Origin of the sequence: Celeribacter baekdonensis (genome assembly GCF_003047105.1) — a bacterium.
Taxonomy (GTDB): Bacteria; Pseudomonadota; Alphaproteobacteria; order Rhodobacterales; family Rhodobacteraceae; genus Celeribacter; species Celeribacter baekdonensis_B.
Genome location: NZ_CP028475.1, coordinates 2,442,933 through 2,464,252 on the forward strand (window position 1 = coordinate 2,442,933; position 21,320 = coordinate 2,464,252).

Genomic DNA, 21,320 nt, shown 5'->3' on the forward strand with positions numbered 1-21,320 from the left:
CAGGATCACGCTTTGAGCGGCATTTGCGTTGACGTATAGCCGTCTACACGTTCCATCGCCACTTTGCGCAGTTTTTCGGGGTCCGCCCCCTCGATTGCGGCCTGAACCTCGCGCAACATCCCCGCAATCTGAATTTCGCTCAAATGCGCTTCCTCGGCACGCAAAATTTTCGGATGCGGTGTTTTACAAAGGCTATCTGCATCCACAAATAGCTCCTCATAAAGTTTTTCTCCCGGACGAAGGCCCGTGATTTTAATCTCGATATCCCCCTCTCCGGTGACCGGGTCTTTGACACGGCGACCTGAAAGGTGGATCAATTTGCGTGCGAGAGCGATGATCTTTTGCGGCTTTCCCATATCCAAAACAAAGACGTCGCCGCCCTCGGCATAGGCTCCGGCCAAAAGCACAAGACGCGCCGCCTCAGACACCGCCATAAAATAGCGGCTCATCTCTGGATGCGTCACAGTCACGGGACCACCCGCCTCGATTTGCGACTGGAACAGCGGCAAGACAGACCCGGACGAGCCCAACACATTGCCAAACCGCACCATCGCAAATTTGGTCTCCGCTGCTCTGGTTTGAACATCCTGCACAATCAATTCCGCCAAACGCTTTGTCGCGCCCATCACGCTGGTCGGGCGGACAGCCTTATCTGTCGACACAAGGATAAACCGTTCTATGCCCGCAGCCACAGCGGCATCAGCCAATATTTTGGTCCCCAAAATATTATTTCGCGCGCCCTCAAGCTCATTTCCCTCAACCAAGGGCACATGTTTGTACGCAGCCGCATGAAGAATGATCTCAACCTTTTCGGCGTCAATCACTTGGCGCAACCGCACCGGGTCGGTCACGGACCCAAGGCGGGAACATATTTCAACAGAACCAACCTCAGTCCGTTTGATCAGATCAAGATCGGCCACGTAAAGATTGTATTCGCTTTGCTCAAACAAGACGATTTTGGCGGGGCGGCACGCAATCAATTGGCGGCACAATTCAGAGCCAATAGACCCCCCGCCCCAGTGACCATCACAACGCGTCCGGCGTAGCTTTTGGCCACCTCCGGGGTCTCAAGATCAACTTTATTGCGCCCAAGAATTTCATCAGGATCGACAGTGCGCAATCTTTCATTACCCCGGTCCAACAAATCAATGAAGGAGGGCAAAATTTGTACGTCAATATCGGCGCGAATACACATGTCGACAATCGCTTGCTGTCGCGCTTTGGCACTCTCAGGCAAGGCTATGATCAGCTTCGAAATTGATTGGCGAAACATATTGGCAATCAAATCTTTCGGCGGGCAAACAGGTATGCCGCCCATTTCCATCCCATGCATCGTGGGATTGTCATCGAAAAACGCAACGGGACGCATGTCAGACGACTGTCTCAACGCCGAAGCCAATTGAATCCCGGCGGGGCCCGCACCGAACACGGCAACCGTTTGGCGTTTGTGTAAATGTTCCCGAAGCCAACCAAACACTGAAACCGCAACAGCGCGCGCGCCCACCATCCCGGCAAAGGAAAACACCCCAAAAGTCAGGGAAAGAGCCAGCGCATGCGGCACCTCGAGACCAAAAGAAACGATCATCAGACACAGCATGATCGCGAGGTTGGCGCGAGCAATATTAAGCACGTCGCCGGAGCCTAACATCACAAGTTTGATCCGCTGAAGCCGGAAGGCCATGATCAGCGCAGACAGCCCCACAGTGAGGTAAAGCCAAAATATGCCAGGATAGGACACGGGGAAATCCACCCCAAAGAGCATGAAATGTGTTGCTGTGAGGGCAACGAATAAAACCCCGATGTCGTTTGCCATCAAAACGGAGCGCACAACACGCACAGGCAAGGAGGTCAGGCCAGTAATGAGTACTTTTTTGTACACGCGTTCACTCGCTTTAAAAGTGTATTCCCCCGCCTACCTCGCAAAAAGCATAGGCTTGGGAAAGAGCGCAAATCCACAAAAACAAAACTATATGCAAAAAAGTCCCAGATTGGGCGGCGAAGAACCGCCCAGGGTTATCGCCGACGCAGGACCGAAGCACAGGTCAGCACAAGGATTTTCATATCAAAACACACAGACTGGTGTGTTTGATAGATCATATCCAAACGCGCCTTTCGTGGCACGCACCGGCGCGCATAGACGTGGTCCGTTTGCTCTGCACTGACGCATTTGGACAAAAGGCTTTCCTCATGCGCGTGAAAATACAAACTCGCCAGCCCCGTCACGCCGGGGCGATTGTGTAGGACATTTGCGTAGAGATCGGGAAAGCGCTCAACATAGATTCTCAGCGGCGGCCGCGGACCGACAAAGGACATATCCCCGCGCAGAATGTTCCAAAGCTGCGGCAGCTCATCCATCCGGGTTTTTCTCAGAAAGCGGCCGGTCTTTGTCACGCGCGCTGTCTTATCGCCGCCGGATACTCCGCCGTCATTCTGCGCCACAGTCATGGTGCGAAATTTGATCAGTTGAAACCCGGTGTCTGCGGTTTTCATCCGTTCAGACGCATAAAAAATCGGTGCCCCGTCTTGGGTCAGGATCAAAAGCGCCACGACCACAAAGACAGGCCAAAGCAGAGCCGCCAAAACAAGTGCAAATATAATGTCAAAAAGCCGCTTTCGCCCTGTCATAACGCGCCTCTCACCCGCTGCCATTCGGCAACAATATCTGCCGCTGTGTCGGCCAGGGTGACCTGCGGGCAGATGTCAAAAAGAGCCGCACAATTCAAGGTGATGTTTTGATGCCCCGAGACTGGTACGGGCACAGCCGTCCATGGCACCCCGGCCGCCTCCAAAAGCGCATTCATCGCCACAGGATGACGCACTCCCAGGTTGAGAACAGGTGGCAAAGGCTGATCCATGGCAATCAGCCCGCAAAGCAAGCGAAACAGGCTTAGTGGTCCGATATAAGACCGGCGCGGGCCATCGCCATCGGGGAATATATCCAACCGCAACGGCACATCTTTTGTCGCGCGCGCCATAGCGTTGCCCAAAAGCATATCCGCGCCCGCGACATTGCCGATACGAAGGCAACAGATTTCAAGCCCTAAGGCATCCGCACGCCGGGCACACCGCGCCTCCATTTCCACCTTGGCCGCCCCATAGGCGTTGAGCGGGTGGAGCGCATCGGTTTCGACAAAAGGATGCCCCACCCCCGCACCGTAAACCGCAGAAGAGGACGCGACGATGAGTTTTGAAATCCCCGCAGACTGCGCCGCTGAGATTGCCGCATCCACGATCTTGACGTTGGCTTTCATCTCCGCCGGATTGTCTTTGCGCCCGGTTTGGGACACGCCAGCAAAGACCAAAAGCGCCTCCAGCCCGCCGCGCCGCGCGGCCTCATTGATCAAGGGCTGAGGGTCCGTGAGGTCAGACCAGTGAAAACCAATCTCCGGGTCAGGCGGAGGCGCGCGAAATTGCCATGTGATCTGTACATGCTCCGCGGGGTCCACCCGTGATGCCGCACGCAACAGTGCGCCGATCCGCCCAGAGGCCCCGATAAATGCGGCGCGGTGGTTTGGCATACTTGCGTGGTGTCCTGTTCAGATCTTTGATCGCCATGCTACCGAGCCGCGCGCCAAGGTGCCAGTCCCGAAAATCGCCGCCTCACTCACGGCTCAACGCGACAACCGGATCAAGACGCGCGGCATTGCGCGCCGGAAGAAAGCCAAAGGTGACGCCGATCAGGGTCGAGGACAGGAACGCCACGACAATGGCCGTGAGCGAAAAACTTAGCCGCACGCTGTCTACAAAGCGCTCCACCAAAACCCCGCCAACCAAGGCCCCCGCAATCCCAAGCACCCCACCGACAAGACAGACCATCACCGCCTCCAGCAAAAACTGGCTGACGATATCGGAGCGCCGCGCGCCAATGGCGATGCGTACACCGATCTCTTTGGTCCGCTCGGTGACGGAGACCAACATGATGTTCATCACGCCAATCCCGCCGACGATTAACGAAATCACCGCGATCATTGCCACAAGATAGGTCAGAGTTTCAGTCGTCGACGTGATGGTGGCGCGGATCGTGTCGGTGTTGGTGAGAAAGAAATCCTCGGTGCCGTGGCGTGCGGTCAAAAGCGTGGAAATCTGGATTTCGGCCTCGGCCATATCGAAATCATCAATGACCCGAATGCCAATGCTGTCGAGGTTGTTTTGCCCCGACACCCGCGCCATCGCCGTGGTGTAAGGCACCCAAACATTCAACGACGATGGACCAAACGTGGCCCCTGTCGAACGCACAATGCCGATCACCCGGACCGGCACATGGCCCAAGATCAACACCTGCCCTAAAGGATCGACCCCTGTGTCGAAAAACGTGTTTTGGGTGTCCTCATCAATCACCGCGACCTGCGTGTAACTCGTGACATCGCTGTCACTGAACACGGTGCCAGAGACGGTCTCATAGGCATGCACCTGAAAGTAATCGCCGCTCACCCCGCTGATCGTCGCGGAGGCTTCGGTGTTGCGATAGATCACCGAGGCCTGTGTGGAGACAGCGGGAGACACGCTATCAGCAAAGGACATCAAAGACAGGGCATCGGCATCTGAGGGCATCAGCGTTTCGATCCGTCCTGAATCGCGCGCACCAAAGCCCGAACCTGCGCGCACCGAGATCGTGTTGGTGCCCAAAGAGCTGATGCTTTCGAGCACCTTTTCCTGCGTGCCATTGCCAAGCGCCACCACCAGCACCACAGAGGCGATGCCGATGATGATGCCAAGCATGGTCAGAAAAGAGCGGGTGCGGTGCGCCAACATCGCCTTGAGCGAAATGTTGAACGCCTCCCCCAACCGCTGCAATGTCGCGCCGATATGGGCACTGGCAGGTGGGATTTGCGCTTTGTAGGCGGTCTTATTCTCGGGGGCTTTGCCGTCTTGTCGTTGATCCGAAATGATCCGGCCATCGCTGATCTCGATGATCCGATGGGCATGTTTGGCGACATTCGGGTCGTGTGTGACCATGACGATCGTGTGGCCCTTGGCGTTGAGATCACGCAAAAGCGCAATCAAATCATCGCCACTTTTGGTGTCCAGTGCGCCGGTCGGCTCATCAGCGAGGATCACCTCGCCCCCATTCATCAGGGCACGCGCCACCGAGACGCGTTGTTGTTGGCCGCCGGACAGTTCGGTGGGGCGATGATCAAAACGCGCCTCCAAGCCCAATTGGGTCAACAGCTCTTTGGCGTGTTCTCGCCGCGCACTCCGCCCGACCCCGGCATAAATCGCGGGCACCTCAACATTGCCAACCGCATCCAGATCGGACAGCAATTGATAGCGTTGGAAAATAAATCCGAAATGTTCACGCCGCAGCCGCGACAGTTCGTCAGGATCAAGATCCTCAACATCCTTGCCATCAAACATATAGGTCCCGGAACTGGCCCGATCGAGACAACCAAGAATGTTCATCAGGGTCGATTTACCCGAGCCAGATGTGCCGATAATGGCCACCATTTCGCCGGGATAAATGTCGATATCCACCTCGCGCAACACGGTGATGACCTCGTCCCCGGCAGGGAAACTACGGGTCAAACCGCGCGCGGAAATAAGCGGGTTTGGACGCGGGGCATCGGCCATATCAGAACCCCATCCCCGGACCCATGCGGCCAGAACTGCCTGTGGATGCCGCAACGGCTGCTCCGATCACAACCAAATCGCCCTCGTTGACACCAGAGAGGATTTCCGCCGTCACTTTGTCGTTCAGACCCACCTCAACCGGCTGCATTTTTTCTGCGCCGCTGATGGCGTCATACACCACGACAAACCTCTGTCCCTCTACACCCGTATTCAAAGCCGCAGCAGGCACGGTCAACACATCCAGCGCCTCATCCAAGACCACAGACACCTGTGTCGTCATCCCGATCCGCAACACATGATCCGGGTTATCAACCTCAAGAATACCGTTGTAATAAATCGCCTCATCAGTCGAAATCGTGTCGCTGTCCTCGATCTCCGAGGGGGCAGGTTCGATGTCGCGCACCGTGGCGGCAAAAGCGTTGTCGGGTTCACCAAGGATGGTAAAGCTGACCTTTTGCCCCGCCGCGACATGCACCACATCGGCCTCGGAAATTTCGGCTTTGACGAGCATTTTATCGAGATTGGCCAATTTCACCAAGGTCGGCGAAGTCGTGTTGGCATTCACCGTTTGTCCTTCGTCCACGACCACGGCCACAACTGTGCCGCTGATCGGCGCGGTCACCGTGGTCCGGTCCAGTGCGATTTTCGCGGTCGACACATTGACCTCAGCACTCGATTTTTGCGCCCTCAACGCCTCAAGTTCGGCCTCATAAACCGCCAGATCAGCAATCGCGCTTTCGACATCTTCTTGTGAGGCGTAATTTTGTTTGTTCAGTTCGTTCAACCGGTCCAAAGACAGCTGCGCCTTTTTCAAACTCGCATTTTTCGCTGCAATCTGCGCGTTGATATTCGCCAACTCCGCTTCGGCCTGAAGCACGTCATTGTGTTGGTCCTGACTGTCGATCTGTGCGATCAAATCCCCCGCCGACACGGCTTGTCCCAAAGTGACGGCCATGGTTTCGATCTGACCTGAAGTGCGTGCGCCGACGCTGATCAATTGCTTGGCTTCGATCGTACCTGAGGCCAGCACAGTCTCGGACACGCCCCCCCGCATAACACGCGCCGTTTGCGGCGGAGCTTGGTCGTCCTTGTTCGAATACTGGGTCCACCCCCAATAGCCCGCTCCACAGAGCAAAATGATAATCAAGAGGCGAAGGGGGGTTTTCATGTCGGACCTTTCAGATGCCGCGGCGCAGAGAGTTTGAACCTGTATTACGCAGGAGCGTCGGATTTCCGTCGCACTTATCTCGCTGAGGGGCCAAATTCAAAAAAAGCCGCCGAAGAGACCTCGGCGGCTCATATTTTGGTTTGCTGTGCGGGGGCGCTCAATCAGGTCGCCGGGGCCATCGTTGCGACCGCGCCATGGGCCTCTTCATAGTGATCCAGTTCCGCCTCATACCATGCTGTGCCGCGCGACGCGCTGCCCAAGGCTTGAAACAACTCCGCGTCAGATGCGGCAGGCAAAAGGGCCGAAAACACATCCCATCCGGCCACATCGCCTTCGGCCTCAAAGCCCAGAACCTGTCCCTTGAGCCCCGTCACCAAAGGCACCAATCCGCCTGAAAACGGGCTTGGCACATGGATGCTGATCCGGTGGATCGGTTGCAAAACGATGGGTTTCGCCTCCGCCATTGCGTCGCGCACGGCGCCTTTGGCAGCGGTGCGGAAGGCATGATCGGAGCTGTCCACCGCATGATGTTTGCCGTCTTTGAGTGTGACTTTGATGTCCACCACGGGCCAACCGTTTGGCCCCTCGACCAATGCATCGCGCACACCGGCCTCAACCGCCGACATGTAATTGCGCGGCACTGCCCCGCCTTTGACGGTCTCGGCAAAAACAAATCCTGCACCACGCGGCAGAGGTTCGATCTCCATCACCACATCGGCAAATTGCCCGGCACCACCGGATTGTTTGCGGTGGCGATGCTGGGTCTCAACCCGGCGCGTGATGGTTTCGAACAGCGCAGGCGGGATCGCCTCAAGTGTGACCGACACACCAAACACCTCATCGAGTTTTGCCACAACACGGCGTTGATGACGTTGGTCTTGGGTCGCCAAGATCGCCTTGCCGCTTTGGCCGTCCTGCTCAACGCTCAGACCCGGATCAATCTCGGCCAATTTCGTCAAAGCCAAGGACAAGCGTGCGTCATCGCGGTCATTGACGGGCGAGATCAAGCCTCTGTGCTTTGGCGCATGTGCCGTGGCCCAAACCGGCGTGTCAAACGTCTCACTTGCACCATAAACCGGGGTGCGCAGGGACAGGTGATCGGTTTTCACCGTCAATGCGAGCGCACCGGGCGCAAGATGGCCGACCGGCGTTTTGGCGTCGATATCGACGAGGCTGCCGATGCTGCCGCCCGCCACTTCTGTGCCCGCTGAAACCTCTGCGCCCACGGCGCGGATCAATACGGTTTTGCCAAGGTGTTTGACCTGATCGGCAAAAATCCCAACCGCGACGGGAGACGCGCCCAACCGATCCGAGAGCGCCTCAATCCCCGGCACCTCATGGCGCAGGCTTTTCATCAACCGCGTTAGGCCATTGCCCTTTGCTGCCGCGCCCAGAAAGGTTGGGATCAGGTCGTGATGTTGCAGCACTTTGGTCGAGACCTCATAGATTTCATCGCTCATCACCTTTTGGTCCTCGATCAACTCTTCCAAAAGCGCATCATCGAAATCGGCAAGATGTTCGAGCAGATCGGCACGGGCCTCTTGTTCGCGCGCCTGCATATCTTTTGGCACCTCCACCAAGGATGACCGCGCGCCGTCATGAAACGCCCAAGCCCGTTCAGAAATCAGATCCACCACCCCGGTGATTTCGCCATTTTCGCGGATCGGCACTTCGCGCAGCACAATCCCATGGGCCGAATAGGCCTGAAGGGCGGCAACCACATCGCTGGTGCGATCGGTTGCGACATCGAGCTTGTTGATGAAAATCAGCGTCGGCACATTGGACGCCTCCAACAGGCGCAGATAAGGCGCGGCCAAAACCGCAGCGTCCACATCTGCGGACACACACAGCACCGCCGCATCACTCGCGGCCAAAGACGATCCGGTGAGCGACAGGCCCTCAGCACCGCCCGGACAGTCCAGCACAGCCCAGTCCTCATCCAGATAGCGAAACATCGTGACCGCAGCCTCACCAAATAGGCTCAAAGAGCGGGATGTGCCCGCCTCAAGCCCAGCGAGCGCTTTGGCCAAGGTTGATTTGCCTGATTGAGATGGACCTAAAATGGTGACGGTTTTCATGCGGTAATCCTCCGGGTCATCGTCCTTTCACGCCCATTTCAAAAGGCGCGATTGGGGATGAGGCTACGCCCCGGCGCACCGCGTGACCTTGGTTCAGGTCAAACCGGAGCAGAATTATTGACGCCCCCGTGCTAGGCAATGGCAACCTGGCGCATGTCCCTGAGCGCAAAATCAATCAAGGCACGCACCTTTAAAGGCAAAGTGCGCCCTTCGAGGTAAACCGCGCTGATCGGGTGACCGGGGGCGGCAAACCCGTCCAGCAGCGACACCAAACGCCCGGCCTCAAGATCATCATCCAAAACAAAGCGAGGGCAAAAGGCAATCCCTTGCCCGGCCACGGCCAAATCCCGCGCCACCCGTGCGCTGTTGACCATGAACCGACTGGGCACGGTGACCGCATTCTCCTGCGCGCCCTCCACAAACACCCAATGCGCCGGACGTCGGCGGTTGGTGTCAATGATGCATCTGTGGTGCGCCAAATCTTCGGGTCGCTTTGGTGCGGGGTGCTCGGCGAGATAGGCCGGAGAGGCGACAAGTACACTGCGGATTTCGCCCAGCTTGCGCGCCTTCAAGGTTGGTTGATCCGGCGGGCCGATCCGAAACGCCAAATCGACCCCTTCGGCGGCCAAATCGACATAGCTGTCGTTGAGCCTTAGGTCGATGGTGAGGTCAGGGTGCGGGGCAGCGAAGCGTTGCATCAGGCCCTGAACATAGGTCTCGCCAAAGGTCACGGGTGCGGACACCCGCAATGTGCCGGAAAACCCGCGACTGTCCTCGGTCACCGCCGAGAGCATTGCGTCGAGTTCGTCCAAAAGCGCAGGCGCACGGGCCAAAAGTTCTTCGCCCGCCGAGGTGATGCCAACCTTGCGCGTGGTGCGTTGCAACACTCGCACGCCAAGGCGCTGTTCCAACTCGGCCACATATTTTGACGTCAGTCGATTGGACATGCCAAGCCGTTCCGCCGCCGCAGTAAACGACCCGGTTTGCGCCGTCGCGACAAAGGCTTTGAGACCGTCAATCAGGTCCATCGCGTGAACATTAAGAACATTTTATTCTGAGTCATTCCACATCTTCACCATTTCATTCCCTCATATCAAGCGCCATCTTTGGCTCAAGCCATTGGGGCAAAGGTCCCCGAACAGTATTCGCACAGTCTTCAGACAGTATTCGCACAGCAAAGGACATCACGATGAGCCTCTCACAAGACCTTCAGAACCTGAAAGACCGTCTCAAATCTTCGGACCGGATGCCGGTTGTGTTTTTGGGTCACGGCAGCCCGATGAACGCGATTGAGGACAACAGCTATTCGCGCAGTTGGGCCGAATTGGGGTCTTCTCTGCCGCGACCACAAGCGATTTTGGTGGTGTCAGCGCATTGGATGACGCGAGGGTCAACACTCGTGGACGTGTCGCGCTTGCCGAAAACCATCCATGATTTTTACGGCTTCCCACAGGAACTGTTTGCCCAACACTACCCTGCCCAAGGCGCGCCGGATGTGGCCAAAGAAGTCGTGTCACTCCTCGCCAGCCACCACGCGGAGGGCGATGACACTTGGGGGTTGGATCACGGCGCTTGGTCGGTTTTGAAATGGCTTTACCCGGAGGCGGATGTGCCGGTGTTTCAGCTGTCGATTGATATGACCAAAGACTTGCCACATCACCTTGAGATTGGTCAGGCGCTGTCTGAGCTGCGTCATCGCGGTGTGCTGATCCTCGGATCTGGCAACATCGTTCACAATCTGCGCACGATGAAATATGGGGCCGAACCCTATGACTGGGCGCTGGATTTTGACGGACTGTTTGCCGAACGTCTTATGGCACGCGACCATGCGGTGCTCTCGGACCGTGAGGGGCTTGGCCCCCTGTTAAAACTGGCCCATCCGTCGCTGGATCACTACCTTCCGGCGCTGACGATTGCCGGGGCCTCAGACGCCAAAGATGCGTTGATGTTTATGAACTCATCCATCGACATCGCCTCGGTGTCCATGCGCAGTTTCATCTATTATTGACCACGCTTAGGCGTCCTCAAGCGGGATCACATCCACCGCCTGACGGCTTTCTTGCCCGCCTGAGGTCCGCATCACCCCACGCACCGGGGCGACATCACCATAATCGCGCCCGTGGCCCACGGTGATGTAATCTGTTCCGGCAAATTGATCATTGGTCGGGTCAAATTCGATCCAACCCGCCTCCTGACCGACCCATGCGCGCACCCACGCATGCATGGCATCCGCCCCCTCAAGACGCGGCTGACCGGGCGGGGCAAAGGTGCGCAAAAACCCCGAAACATAGCCTGCCGGAATGCCGATCCCTCGCAGGGCCGCGATCATCACATGAGCGAAATCCTGACAGACACCATGGCGTTTCTCAAAGGCCTCCTCAGGCGGCGTGTTCACATCGGTTGCTTCCGGATCAAAGGCCATATCGCGGTGAAGCGCCCGACCCAGCGTTTCGACGACCTGCATCGCGGTCATCTCTGGCGTGACGAGATCGCGGGCATAGGCGGTCATCGCGGGGGACGGTGACACCAGCGGCGAGGCCGAGGCAAAGTGATGCGGAGCATTCGGACCAAGCCCATGCACCGCACTCAAATCCCGTGCGAACTCCGTCAGACGTGGCGAAAAATCAAGCGGCGCGGCTCTGTCAAACCGCTCGACCTTGGCCGTTAGGCTGAGAGAAATCGCATCAATCGGATGATGCCACGCCACCATGCTCATCGCATTGCCAAAAAAATCTACACCATCGCGGCGCTCATCGGGTCGGGGCGTGACCTGAAGCAGGCGTTGCCGAACCTGTTGAACGCCCGTGATATTGGAGGGCAACAGCCGCACCAAATTACGTGCCCGATCTGAACTGGCGGCGTAATTATATTCGATCGTCAGGCTCACATCATACAGCATCGCTCACCTCAAATAGGTCGCGGCGATCAGATCGGAAATCCGCGCCAAATCGGCCCTGATGGCCCTCAACCGCTCCGGCGTCATCTCGACCGGCATGGCACAGGCAATCCCGGTCTCAAGCGGCAAAATCGTGCGCAGCAACTCGGAGGGACGACCGTGCAGATGTGCGTTGGGCAAAGCCTCCGCATGTTGACGCAGGGCGCGGATCAAAAACAACAATGCGCGCGGATTGTCGGCATCCAAAGCCAAAAGATCCACCACGGTGTCACGACTGGTTTCGACCCGGTAGCGGCGCTGATGGGTGATGATCGAATCCCCCACTTCAACCGCCAAATCGAGCGCCCCTTCGGGCGCATCCTCGCCGGTGAAACGCGCCAAAAGCGAGGCCATCGCATCCGCCCGCTCCAAAGCCCGGCCAATGCTCAAAAACCGCCAACCGGCAAAGCGGTACATGTTTTCGTGCACAAGCCCGGTGATCCCGGCAATTTTGCGCACCAAAACCGACATCGCGCGCGCGCAATCATCGCCGGGCTGTGCCGTTTTGGTCATCCGCGTGGCGGTTTTCAACAAATCGCTCAGCGCCGAAATCCCATCCGTCGAAAACCGGTCGCGCACGTTGAACGCACAAGTCCGCGCCGTGAAAATGCGCGCGATCAACGCCTCAGGCACGGTTTGCGACAGATCGATTCCATATCCGGCCATGTAGCTGCGCAGCGCTTTCAAACGCGGATCATTGCGGTTGTCGGTGGCCGCCAAACGCAAATGATAGGCCCGGATCAAACGCGCCGCATCTTCGGTGCGCTCCACATAGCGACCAAGCCAAAACAGGTTATCGGCGGCCCGCGCAGGGAGAATACTGGGGGCGGCACGGCGAAAATTACCATCAGACGGGGCGACTGATTTTGTATGTGGCAAAGGCCGATCGGAGACCACCCAAACGTCCGCCACCGACCCGCCGCGTTGCATCGCGAGGGCGGTGACATCTTCGCTGCGACCAATACGGGCATAGCCACCCTTCATGAACTGCCAGCCCTCAGAGGTCCGTGCAGCAAAGACCCTTACGGTCATCGGGCGCGGCACAATCTGGCCACCGCCTGCGCCATCCGCCTGCCATGCGGGCGTGGTCGAAAGCGTCACCGCCTCTTGCCCAACAAGCCGATCACCTTCGCGTTCCAACCAATCCGCAATAGAGCCCATGGCGGTGCCGCGAAACTCACCGCCCAGCGCCGTGGTCGCCCCAAGATCAAACGGAAGATCCACCGCATCCGCCGGGCTGATCAGCATGTTTTGAGCGTTTTTTTGAACATAGGCCCGCTCTCGCGCGCCACCACACCACCATGTTGCGATGTTGGGCAACGCCAAAGCTTGCCCGGTGAGCACCTTTGACATCCGCGGTAAAAACGCCATCATCGCCCGCATCTCAAGCACACCAGATCCCAGTGCATTGGCCATGCCAAGGTGCCCGCCGCGCACCGCTTCCATCAGACCGGGCGTACCAATTTGGGATTTTGGATTGAACTCAATCGGATCGGCAAAAGCCGCATCAATCCTACGCCACAACATGCCTAGCGGCTGCAACCCCTCAATCGTGCGCACCATGGCTTGGGCGTTTTCGACCACGATATCTTCGCCCTCAAGCAACATCATCCCGAGGTAACGCGCGATGTAAGTGTGTTCGTAATAGGTGTCGTTGGACGGCCCCGGCGTCAGGATGCCGCTCACCCGATGGGGCTCCCCTCGTGGCGAGGCCAGGCGTTCCATCGCGTTGCGAAACGTGCCGAAAAAGCCCGACAGTTTGTGGATATGCGCGCGCGGAAAGCGTTCGGGGAAAATTCGCCCGGTCGCCATCCGGTTTTCAAGCGCAAACCCTGCGCCAGAGGGCGCTTGTGTCCGATCCCCCAGAACAAACCATGTGCCATCCGGCGAACGCCCAATCTCGAACGCAATGAAATGCAGGTAATGCCCACCGCGCGGCTCCACCCCGACCATTGGGCGCAGCCAGTGTGGCGATCGCGCGATCAAAGCCGCCGGGAGGTGATTGTCCGCCACCAAACGCGCCGGACCATACAGATCGGCCATGACCCGTTCCAAAAGATCGGCGCGCTGCGTCAGCCCGGCACAAATCGTGGACCACTCGTCTTCGTGCAAGATCACCGGAATGTGGCTCAGAGGCCAATCGCGTTCGGCCAAGGGATCGTTGGAATATTGGCGATAAAACACACCCGCGTCGCGCAGGTATTGATCACCGCGCTCAAACCGCGCCTCAATCTCGGCCGGGGTGAGACGCGCAAAGCGATCCACAAACCGCCGCCACACCGGGCGCATCTGGCCTTTGGCGTCAAACAACTCATCTGCCACGCCCGGGCGTTGCAGATAGGCGGAAAAGAAATCCGACGTCACGTCAGTGGGCCGAGCTGAATTGGGCATGATGTCCCTTGGGTATCCTCACCTTGCCTTTGCCTCTGGGGCATTTTGCGGGATTAGACTACCGCAAAACGCCCTAAACAAGGCTTAAAGCAGACCGATGGGCCTCCTGAGGTCAAGCGTCAAGGGAAATTCGGGATGCGGGACCTCTGTGACGGGGGTGTATGTGCCCGGCGCATGACCATAGGGTTCAAACCGCGCCAAACGCCGCGCTTCGGCCTCGTTGCCATTGACCGGGAAGGTGTCATAGCTGCGCCCGCCGGGGTGGGCAACGTGATAGGTACACCCGCCAAGCGCCCGACCCGTCCAATCATCATAGATGTCAAAGGTCAGCGGCGCATTGACTGGTAAGACCGGATGCAGCGCCTCCGGCGGTTGCCAAGCCTTGAACCGAACGCCGCCGACAGAGGTGCCGGAGGTGGCGGTGCGCGCCATCGGCACGGGACGTTGATTGCACATGATGCGGTAGCGATCTTGGTGCAGCGTGGTCATTTTGACCTGAAGCCGCTCGACCGAACTGTCGGTGTAGCGCACGGTGCCGCCAATCGCGCCAGTTTCACCCAACACATGCCATGGCTCAAGCGCCTGACGGATTTCCAAGTGGACGCCCTCGGCCTCAATCTGACCACAAAACGGAAAGCGGAACTCGGCCTGTGCAACATACCAGTCCGGGTCCAATTCGAACCCGTGCAGTTTGAGATCCGCCAAAAGCGATAAAAGGTCTTCCCACAAGAAATGCGGCAACATGAACCGATCATGCAGCACCGTGCCCCACCGCACCGGCTTGCCCTCAACCGGGGCGTTCCAACAGCGCGCAATGATCGCCCGCAGCAACACCTGTTGGGCAAGGCTCATGCGTGGATGCGGCGGCATTTCAAAGCCACGGAACTCGACCAAGCCAAGCCGCCCGGTGGGACCATCGGGGGAAAACAATTTGTCGATGCAAATCTCGGCGCGGTGAGTGTTGCCGGTCACATCGGTCAACATATTGCGCAACAAACGATCCACCAACCACGCGGGCGGCACAGCGCCTTCGGTTGGAGGCGTGATCTGCGATAGGGCGATTTCAAGCTCATAGAGCGTGTCGTGCCGCGCTTCGTCCATGCGTGGGGCTTGCGAGGTTGGGCCGATGAACAGCCCGGAGAACAGATAAGACAGCGCCGGGTGACGTTGCCAGATCAGGATCAGCGACTTGAGCAAATCCGGGCGGCGCAGAAACGGCGAATCCGCAGGTGTCGCCCCGCCGACAACAACGTGGTTGCCGCCGCCGGTGCCGGTATGACGCCCGTCGATCATGAATTTATCCGCGCCCAGACGCGACAGACGCGCCTCTGCATAGATCGCCTCCGTGGTGGCCACGCAATCGTCCCAACTGTGCGCCGGGTGAATGTTGACCTCGATCACGCCGGGATCGGGAGCAACCCGGATCACGTTGAGACGCGGGTCTTCGGGCGGGGAATAGCCTTCGACATGGATCGGCAGGCCAAGCTCCTCGGCGGTGTCTTCGGCGGCGGCCAACAGCTCAAGGTAATCTTCGAGCGCCTCACAGGGCGGCATGAACAGGCACAACCGACCGTCGCGCGGCTCAATCGCAATCGCGGTGCGCACTTCGCTTGTGGAGGGATCAATGCCCTGCGCGATCAAAGCCTGGCGTTCGGCCTCTGACGCTTTGGCTTGGCTCACAGGCTGGCTGTGGCCCACGGATTCCTCGGGCAAAAGATCAGCTTTTTCCTTGGCTTCCTGTGCCGCACGCGCCTCTTCCTCGGCGGCCAGTCGAGCGATTTCCGCCTCAACACCCTTACGCCGTTCGGACAGCTTTTCGTGGAAATCCGGCAATGGCCCGTGATCAATCATCGGGTCAGACGGATAGGAATAGGGGAAGTTCGCCGGCGGGATATGCGGCAAAGCCCCCAACGGCAGGCGGAAGCCCACAGGGCTATCACCGGGCACCAAAAACAAATGCCCGCGCCGGGTTTGCCACAGTTCCGAAATCCAATTCGACCCGGCTTTTGATTGCCATCTCTGGATCGGCAAGACGTACCCCGACGGCTCGGTTAACCCGCGTTCAAACACCCGCGCGTATCGGGCGCGGTCTTCGGGATTCTTCAGCTTGCTGTTCTCTGGATTCACGTTCGGCGGCAACAGGGATTCTTTCAAAATCCACTCCGCCGGGTCCTCAAAAGCGGGCTGAGCATTGACCGGATCGACCCCGAGGTTCTCTGCGAATTTCTTCATAAACGCCCCGGCCTCAGTGGCCCCCGCGGGCACAGGCACGTCTTCTTTGGCGATCAGGTCCGGGTTTTTCCAAACCGGTTTGCCATCGCGCCGCCAATAGAGCGAAAAGGTCCAACGTGGCAGGCTTTCACCCGGATACCATTTGCCCTGACCATAGTGCAGGAACCCACCCGGCGCGAACCGGGTTTGCAACCGCCGGATCAATTCATCCGCCAAGGCACGCTTTTGCGGCCCCACGGCCTCGGTGTTCCATTCTTCGCTTTCAAAATCATCAATCGACACAAAGGTCGGCTCGCCGCCCATGGTCAGGCGCACGTCGCCCTCCTCCAGAGCTTTGTCAACCTTATGCCCCAGCGCGTTGAGCCGATCCCATGCGTCATCGGAAAAGGGTTTGGTGATGCGCGGGTGTTCAGAGACGCGTTTGATCTCCATCTGGAAATCAAAGCTGACCTCAGGCGCACCGACCGACGTATAGCCACCCGAAATCGGCGCGGCGTTGCGGTAATGTGGGGTAGCGGCCAGCGGGATATGGCTTTCGCCGGTCAAAAGACCGGAGGTCGGATCGAGCCCAATCCAGCCCGCGCCAGGGATAAACACCTCGCACCAAGCATGAAGATCGGTAAAATCATGATCGGTGCCAGACGGACCATCCAACGCCTCAACATCGGGTTTGAGCTGAATAAGATAGCCGGAGACAAAGCGCGCCGCCAAACCCAAATGGCGCAACACCTGCACCAACAACCAACTGGAATCGCGACACGAACCGGAGCGTTTTTCAAGCGTCTCCTCGGGGTCTGCACCCCCGCTTCCATCCGAATGGTGTAGTTCACGAAATTGGCGATCTGGGCGTTGAGACCGACCAAAAAATCCACGGTCCGCATCTTTTTAAGATCCAGCGTGCCGATAAATTGCGCCAAAAGCGGGCCTTCGGGGTCCGGCGTGCGGTAGATCACAAGATCGTCTTTCAGGTCCGCCGGATACTCAAACGGCCATTCTTCGGCCTCTTCTTCGATGAAGAAATCGAACGGGTTATAGACGGTCATATCGGCGACAAGATCGACCTCGATTTTGAATTCCCGCACGGGTTCGGGGAAAACAAACCGGGTTTGCCAATTGCCATAGGGATCTTGTTGGCGATTGACGAAATGGTTGGCGGGCGAAACTTTGAGCGAATGCGAAATCACCCGCGTACGCGAATGCGGCGCCGGACGCAGGCGGATGATTTGCGGACCCAGCTCGACATTGCGGTCATATTTATAATGGGTGACGTGATGGATGGATGCGTAAATCGCCATGGTCTGTTCGCCCTTTGCCCGAATGCTCGATCCCTATCAGACTATAAGCGCTTGCCCGCGTCTTCACGGGCAAAACGCCTTAGGTCGAGATTTGGCGGGGAAAAATAGGGCAAACGATCATTTTTTTAGCAAACAGCGGGTGCGGTGCTATCCTGCGAGAAACGGCATGCTGAGGCCAAAGAACTCTGCCAAAAGCACGAAATTCAAGCCCAGCACAACAACAGCCCCTACCCCGGCCAAGATGCGCAACCCCGGATGGATCACAAACTCGCCCATAATCTCACGGCGCGATACGAATATGATCAGCGCGATCATCGGCACGGGCAGAGCGATAGAGAGCACAACCTGAGACATCACCAAAGCATCGGTGGCATTCACACCTGCGGCGACAACCGCAAAGGCCGGAACCATCGTCACCAAACGGCGAATCCAAATCGGCACGCGGAAATGCAAGAAGCCCTGCATGATCATCTGCCCCGCCATGGTGCCGACCACCGAACTGGAAATACCCGAGGCAATCAAAGAGGCCAAGAACATCCCTGCAGCAGCCGCGCCCAAAAGCGGCGTCAACGTATGATAGGCCGTTTCAATTTCGGCCACCTCAGAATGCCCCAAGTGAAAGGCGGAGGCCGCCATCATCACCATCGCCATATTGACCATGCCTGCCAACGCAAGCGCGACCACGACTTCGGTGTTGGAGAATTTCAACACTTTGCGCCGCTCGGCTGCGTTACGCACATTGGCGCGCGATTGCGTCAGACCCGAATGCAGGTAAATCGCATGGGGCATCACAGTGGCCCCGATGATGCCAACCGCGATGGTCAGGGCCGCCGCATCGGGCAACTCCGGCGTGATCATCCCCATGCCCGCCGCGCCCCAATCAATCGGCGCGATGATGATTTCGGCCAGGTAACACAGGCCGATGACGCCCACGAGCGCACCAATGATCAATTCCATCGGGCGAAAGCCTTTGCCCTCAAAAATCAGGATCGCATAGGTGATGATGGCGGTGATGATCATCCCGACCATCAAAGGCAGGTCAAACAGCAGGGCAAGCCCGATGGCACCGCCCAAAAACTCGGCCAAATCGGTCGCCATGGCCGCAACTTCGCTGATCGCCCACATGATCCACACCACCGGGCGGGGGAAATTGTCCCGCGACAGTTCGGCCAGATTTTTGCCCGTCACAATGCCCAACCGCGCCGAGAGCGCCTGAAACAGCATCGCAATCAGATTGGCCAGAAGCACAACCCACAGGAGCGTATAGCCATAGCCCGCACCGGCTTGGATGTTGGTCGCGTAATTGCCCGGATCCATATAGGCGACGGAGGCGATGATGGCGGGTCCGGCAAACAACAAGCGTGCGCGCCAGCCACCGCGCTCCCCTGCGAGAACAGAGGAAATACCTTGTTTTGTGCGATCGGTCAGGGAGGGCATGAAAACGCCTTACAAATAGGTTTCAAGCAGATTTATAGCCGACGCTATACTTATTGCAACAGTAAAACTGACCTGAACGACAGCCCTGTCCCCCGAACCCATGTCGTTGGCGCCCCCTGGTCTAAAACGCTGGTGAAAAAGTCACCCCTAGGCTATACAGCATTCCCAACAGAACAGGAGAGCCGTCATGGCCCCATCGCTTTCGCCCGCTCCCTCCCCGGAACACCCAAACACCACACAAGCGGATCGGTTCACCCGCGCCCGCGAGGTTCAGGCCGTGGCACTGTTGGAAGATTATGTTGAGATGATCGGCGATTTGATCGCAGAGCATGGCGAAGCCCGCGTGGCCGATATCGCCGAACGGATGGGCGTGGCGCAACCCACCGCGACCAAAGCCATTGCCCGGCTCAAACGCGAAGGGTTGGCAACGTCACGCCCCTATCGCGGGGTGTTTTTGACCGATGATGGCGCGGCTTTGGCCGATCGGGTTCGGGCGCGTCACCGGACGGTTGTGGCCTTGCTCATCGCCGTAGGTGTGCCCGAAGACACCGCGGAACTGGACGCCGAAGGGATCGAGCACCACGTCTCAGACGGCACTTTGGCGGCGTTTGAGGCCTATCTCGCACAGCAAAAATAGCGGAAAAATAGAGACACTGCGAAACTGCCGCAGGCCTCTTTAGGTCACCCCTATTGGACAACAGCGCAGAATTCCCAAGGCTTTCCTCAAAGGAAAGCAGTATGAAACTCAACGCATTGAAATACCTATTTATTGCAGGATTTATTGCAACCGGACCCGCACTGGCGCAGTCCCCCTATATGTAAGTTGTCGGCCTGTCGGAGGGGGACATATTAAATGTCCGCTCCGGTCCCGGTGCCTCCTATGCCGACATGGGCGATGATCGCCTTTGGCGATCACACTCCGGGGTCCGACCAAAACATCGGCCCCAACGGCGAGCCCGTGCCCGTGGTCCATCCTGCTCAGCGCACCCGATGAGGCCTGGGACATGCGGACCGTCTACGGCTGTTGTGCACTGCAATAAGGGAATTGACCCAATAAAGCCCCCCCCTCTCGCAAGGTTTTATCCTTTAGCGGAAGGGGACGGGGCAATCCCTGACGGATCTGTGGGTGCTTATTCCGGCGCCAGTTCAACCGTCAGCCCGTCAAGCTCGTCGTTAAAGGGGATCTGACAGGACAACCGGGAATTGTCGCGCAACCCGTCGGTCAAATCGAGCATATCCACCTCCGTGTCACTTTGCGCTTTCAGATGAGACAGCCATGTTTCTTCGACATAGACATGGCATGTCGCACAGGAGGCCGCGCCCCCACATTGGGCTTCGATCGCTAGCCCGGCATCGCGGATGATTTCCATGATCGACAGGCCAGAAGATGCATCGAGGTGATGTATGTGGCCGTCGCGATCTTTCACATGAATAAGCGCCATTTGGTGGTTCCTTTGACTTGGTATTGGATGGGGATCACGAGGGACCTCGTGTCCGAAAGACCCGCGCAAAATCTGCGGCAATGCCATCACAGTTCAGATCCGCTGTGAGATCAGGCAGTGCGGCATCCACAAGAGATGCTGGCACCGGATTGCCCCGCCACGCGGTCAGAAAGGCGTCGAAATACGGGGCGGTGAATTCAGGGTGGTATTGAACCGAGAGAGCAGGAAACGCATAGTCGATGCGCCCAATCGGACAACGTGCACTGCCAGACACCGACTTGGCGCTGTCTGGCGCGGTCAAAACTTGGTCTTGATGGACGGCAAAGGCGGATTTGCCCGCATAGGTCTCTTTGCCAACAACCCAGCCCTGATCAGATTTTCGAACCGTTGCGCCAAACGTGTCGGCTATGATTTGATGACCAAAGCAAACGCCACCGAACGGCAGACCGATGTCGCGTGCTTGACGCAGGAAATGTTGCAAATCTTCCTTCCACGCAATCGCGTCATAAACACCGTACCGGCACCCCGACAGCAGATAGCCATCATAGTCCGTCAGGCCCGGAAGACGCCCCGTTTGATCCAGCTTGATCCGCGAAAATTGAGCCTCCGGGAGCGTTGGAGACAGCCAGTTTTCGAACATGTCCCCATAATCCCCAAAGTCAGAAACATGTGGGTCAGACGGGCTGTCGAGTTCAAGAATACAGAGCTTCATGAGGTCAAACCGCCAAACTGGCGTGCCGCCCATCTGTGCACCCCGGCTCTTTGTGTCCGGCA

At 58.0% G+C, this 21,320-nt stretch carries 16 protein-coding genes and 1 pseudogene; 3 read left to right on the forward strand and 14 right to left on the reverse strand.

Annotation, left to right across the window (positions count from 1 at the left end):
• Nucleotides 1-5: 5 nt before the first annotated feature.
• From DA792_RS22865 to DA792_RS15730, 8 genes are all read right to left on the reverse strand, one after another.
• Nucleotides 6-980: a polysaccharide biosynthesis protein gene (locus DA792_RS22865; RefSeq protein ID WP_254679269.1), complete on the reverse strand. Its 975-nt coding sequence runs from the start codon at nucleotides 978-980 to the stop codon at nucleotides 6-8.
• A complete protein-coding gene (locus tag DA792_RS22870; protein WP_254679270.1) occupies nucleotides 977-1,879 on the reverse strand; it encodes a nucleoside-diphosphate sugar epimerase/dehydratase in 903 nt (300 codons plus the stop codon). The genes DA792_RS22865 and DA792_RS22870 overlap by 4 nt, the downstream gene beginning before the upstream one ends.
• 134 nt (nucleotides 1,880-2,013) lie before the next feature.
• Nucleotides 2,014-2,625, reverse strand: a complete 612-nt coding sequence (locus DA792_RS15705; RefSeq protein WP_107720935.1) for a sugar transferase — start codon at nucleotides 2,623-2,625, stop codon at nucleotides 2,014-2,016.
• The gene (locus tag DA792_RS15710) at nucleotides 2,622-3,518 is read right to left on the reverse strand and encodes an NAD-dependent epimerase/dehydratase family protein (protein WP_107720937.1); all 897 of its coding nucleotides are present in this window, start codon (nucleotides 3,516-3,518) and stop codon (nucleotides 2,622-2,624) included. The genes DA792_RS15705 and DA792_RS15710 overlap by 4 nt, the downstream gene beginning before the upstream one ends.
• A gap of 82 nt (nucleotides 3,519-3,600) precedes the next feature.
• A complete protein-coding gene (locus tag DA792_RS15715; protein WP_107720938.1) occupies nucleotides 3,601-5,568 on the reverse strand; it encodes a MacB family efflux pump subunit in 1,968 nt (655 codons plus the stop codon).
• A gap of 1 nt (nucleotide 5,569) precedes the next feature.
• Nucleotides 5,570-6,736, reverse strand: coding sequence for an efflux RND transporter periplasmic adaptor subunit (locus DA792_RS15720; protein ID WP_107720940.1), 1,167 nt, complete (start codon nucleotides 6,734-6,736; stop codon nucleotides 5,570-5,572).
• 161 nt (nucleotides 6,737-6,897) lie between these two features.
• Nucleotides 6,898-8,814 (reverse strand): elongation factor G, encoded by a 1,917-nt coding sequence (locus DA792_RS15725; RefSeq protein WP_107720942.1) that lies wholly within the window; start codon nucleotides 8,812-8,814, stop codon nucleotides 6,898-6,900.
• 131 nt (nucleotides 8,815-8,945) lie between these two features.
• Nucleotides 8,946-9,842: a LysR family transcriptional regulator gene (locus tag DA792_RS15730; protein ID WP_107720944.1), complete on the reverse strand. Its 897-nt coding sequence runs from the start codon at nucleotides 9,840-9,842 to the stop codon at nucleotides 8,946-8,948.
• A 161-nt stretch (nucleotides 9,843-10,003) separates the two neighbouring features.
• Between DA792_RS15730 and ygiD the strand changes: the two genes are divergently transcribed.
• Nucleotides 10,004-10,822 (forward strand): 4,5-DOPA dioxygenase extradiol, encoded by an 819-nt coding sequence (ygiD, locus tag DA792_RS15735; protein WP_107720946.1) that lies wholly within the window; start codon nucleotides 10,004-10,006, stop codon nucleotides 10,820-10,822.
• Between the two features lie 6 nt (nucleotides 10,823-10,828).
• Here ygiD and DA792_RS15740 read toward each other — a convergent pair whose 3' ends face one another.
• The 4 genes and pseudogenes from DA792_RS15740 to DA792_RS15755 all read right to left on the reverse strand — a co-directional run bounded on the left by DA792_RS15740 (nucleotide 10,829) and on the right by DA792_RS15755 (nucleotide 19,104).
• Nucleotides 10,829-11,713 (reverse strand): transglutaminase family protein, encoded by an 885-nt coding sequence (locus tag DA792_RS15740; RefSeq protein WP_107720948.1) that lies wholly within the window; start codon nucleotides 11,711-11,713, stop codon nucleotides 10,829-10,831.
• Nucleotides 11,714-11,716: 3 nt separating this feature from the next.
• Entirely contained in the window at nucleotides 11,717-14,140 is a 2,424-nt protein-coding gene (locus DA792_RS15745; protein ID WP_107720950.1) for a circularly permuted type 2 ATP-grasp protein, read from the reverse strand.
• 84 nt (nucleotides 14,141-14,224) lie between these two features.
• Nucleotides 14,225-17,667 (reverse strand): annotated as a pseudogene (locus DA792_RS15750) (DUF2126 domain-containing protein).
• A gap of 147 nt (nucleotides 17,668-17,814) precedes the next feature.
• The gene (locus tag DA792_RS15755) at nucleotides 17,815-19,104 is read right to left on the reverse strand and encodes an Nramp family divalent metal transporter (RefSeq protein ID WP_107720951.1); all 1,290 of its coding nucleotides are present in this window, start codon (nucleotides 19,102-19,104) and stop codon (nucleotides 17,815-17,817) included.
• Between the two features lie 187 nt (nucleotides 19,105-19,291).
• On the opposite strand from DA792_RS15755, the gene mntR reads away from it, so the two are divergent.
• Nucleotides 19,292-19,741 (forward strand): manganese-binding transcriptional regulator MntR, encoded by a 450-nt coding sequence (gene mntR, locus DA792_RS15760; RefSeq protein ID WP_107720953.1) that lies wholly within the window; start codon nucleotides 19,292-19,294, stop codon nucleotides 19,739-19,741.
• Between the two features lie 216 nt (nucleotides 19,742-19,957).
• Nucleotides 19,958-20,098 (forward strand): hypothetical protein, encoded by a 141-nt coding sequence (locus DA792_RS22290; RefSeq protein WP_159075293.1) that lies wholly within the window; start codon nucleotides 19,958-19,960, stop codon nucleotides 20,096-20,098.
• Between the two features lie 136 nt (nucleotides 20,099-20,234).
• On the opposite strand, the gene DA792_RS15765 is transcribed toward DA792_RS22290, so the two are convergent.
• Both DA792_RS15765 and DA792_RS15770 read right to left on the reverse strand, forming a co-directional pair.
• Entirely contained in the window at nucleotides 20,235-20,546 is a 312-nt protein-coding gene (locus DA792_RS15765; protein WP_107720956.1) for a 2Fe-2S iron-sulfur cluster-binding protein, read from the reverse strand.
• Between the two features lie 34 nt (nucleotides 20,547-20,580).
• Nucleotides 20,581-21,291: a type 1 glutamine amidotransferase gene (locus DA792_RS15770; protein ID WP_107720958.1), complete on the reverse strand. Its 711-nt coding sequence runs from the start codon at nucleotides 21,289-21,291 to the stop codon at nucleotides 20,581-20,583.
• Between the last annotated feature and the right edge of the window lie 29 nt (nucleotides 21,292-21,320).

Coding starts and splice junctions, on each gene's coding strand:
- DA792_RS15705 (WP_107720935.1), bottom strand. CDS start 2,625: ATGACAGGGCGAAAGCGGCTTTTTGACATTATATTTGCACTTGTTTTG.
- DA792_RS15710 (WP_107720937.1), bottom strand. CDS start 3,518: ATGCCAAACCACCGCGCCGCATTTATCGGGGCCTCTGGGCGGATCGGC.
- DA792_RS15715 (WP_107720938.1), bottom strand. CDS start 5,568: ATGGCCGATGCCCCGCGTCCAAACCCGCTTATTTCCGCGCGCGGTTTG.
- DA792_RS15720 (WP_107720940.1), bottom strand. CDS start 6,736: ATGAAAACCCCCCTTCGCCTCTTGATTATCATTTTGCTCTGTGGAGCG.
- DA792_RS15725 (WP_107720942.1), bottom strand. CDS start 8,814: ATGAAAACCGTCACCATTTTAGGTCCATCTCAATCAGGCAAATCAACC.
- DA792_RS15730 (WP_107720944.1), bottom strand. CDS start 9,842: ATGGACCTGATTGACGGTCTCAAAGCCTTTGTCGCGACGGCGCAAACC.
- ygiD (WP_107720946.1), top strand. CDS start 10,004: ATGAGCCTCTCACAAGACCTTCAGAACCTGAAAGACCGTCTCAAATCT.
- DA792_RS15740 (WP_107720948.1), bottom strand. CDS start 11,713: ATGCTGTATGATGTGAGCCTGACGATCGAATATAATTACGCCGCCAGT.
- DA792_RS15745 (WP_107720950.1), bottom strand. CDS start 14,140: ATGCCCAATTCAGCTCGGCCCACTGACGTGACGTCGGATTTCTTTTCC.
- DA792_RS15755 (WP_107720951.1), bottom strand. CDS start 19,104: ATGCCCTCCCTGACCGATCGCACAAAACAAGGTATTTCCTCTGTTCTC.
- mntR (WP_107720953.1), top strand. CDS start 19,292: ATGGCCCCATCGCTTTCGCCCGCTCCCTCCCCGGAACACCCAAACACC.
- DA792_RS22290 (WP_159075293.1), top strand. CDS start 19,958: ATGTCCGCTCCGGTCCCGGTGCCTCCTATGCCGACATGGGCGATGATC.
- DA792_RS15765 (WP_107720956.1), bottom strand. CDS start 20,546: ATGGCGCTTATTCATGTGAAAGATCGCGACGGCCACATACATCACCTC.
- DA792_RS15770 (WP_107720958.1), bottom strand. CDS start 21,291: ATGGGCGGCACGCCAGTTTGGCGGTTTGACCTCATGAAGCTCTGTATT.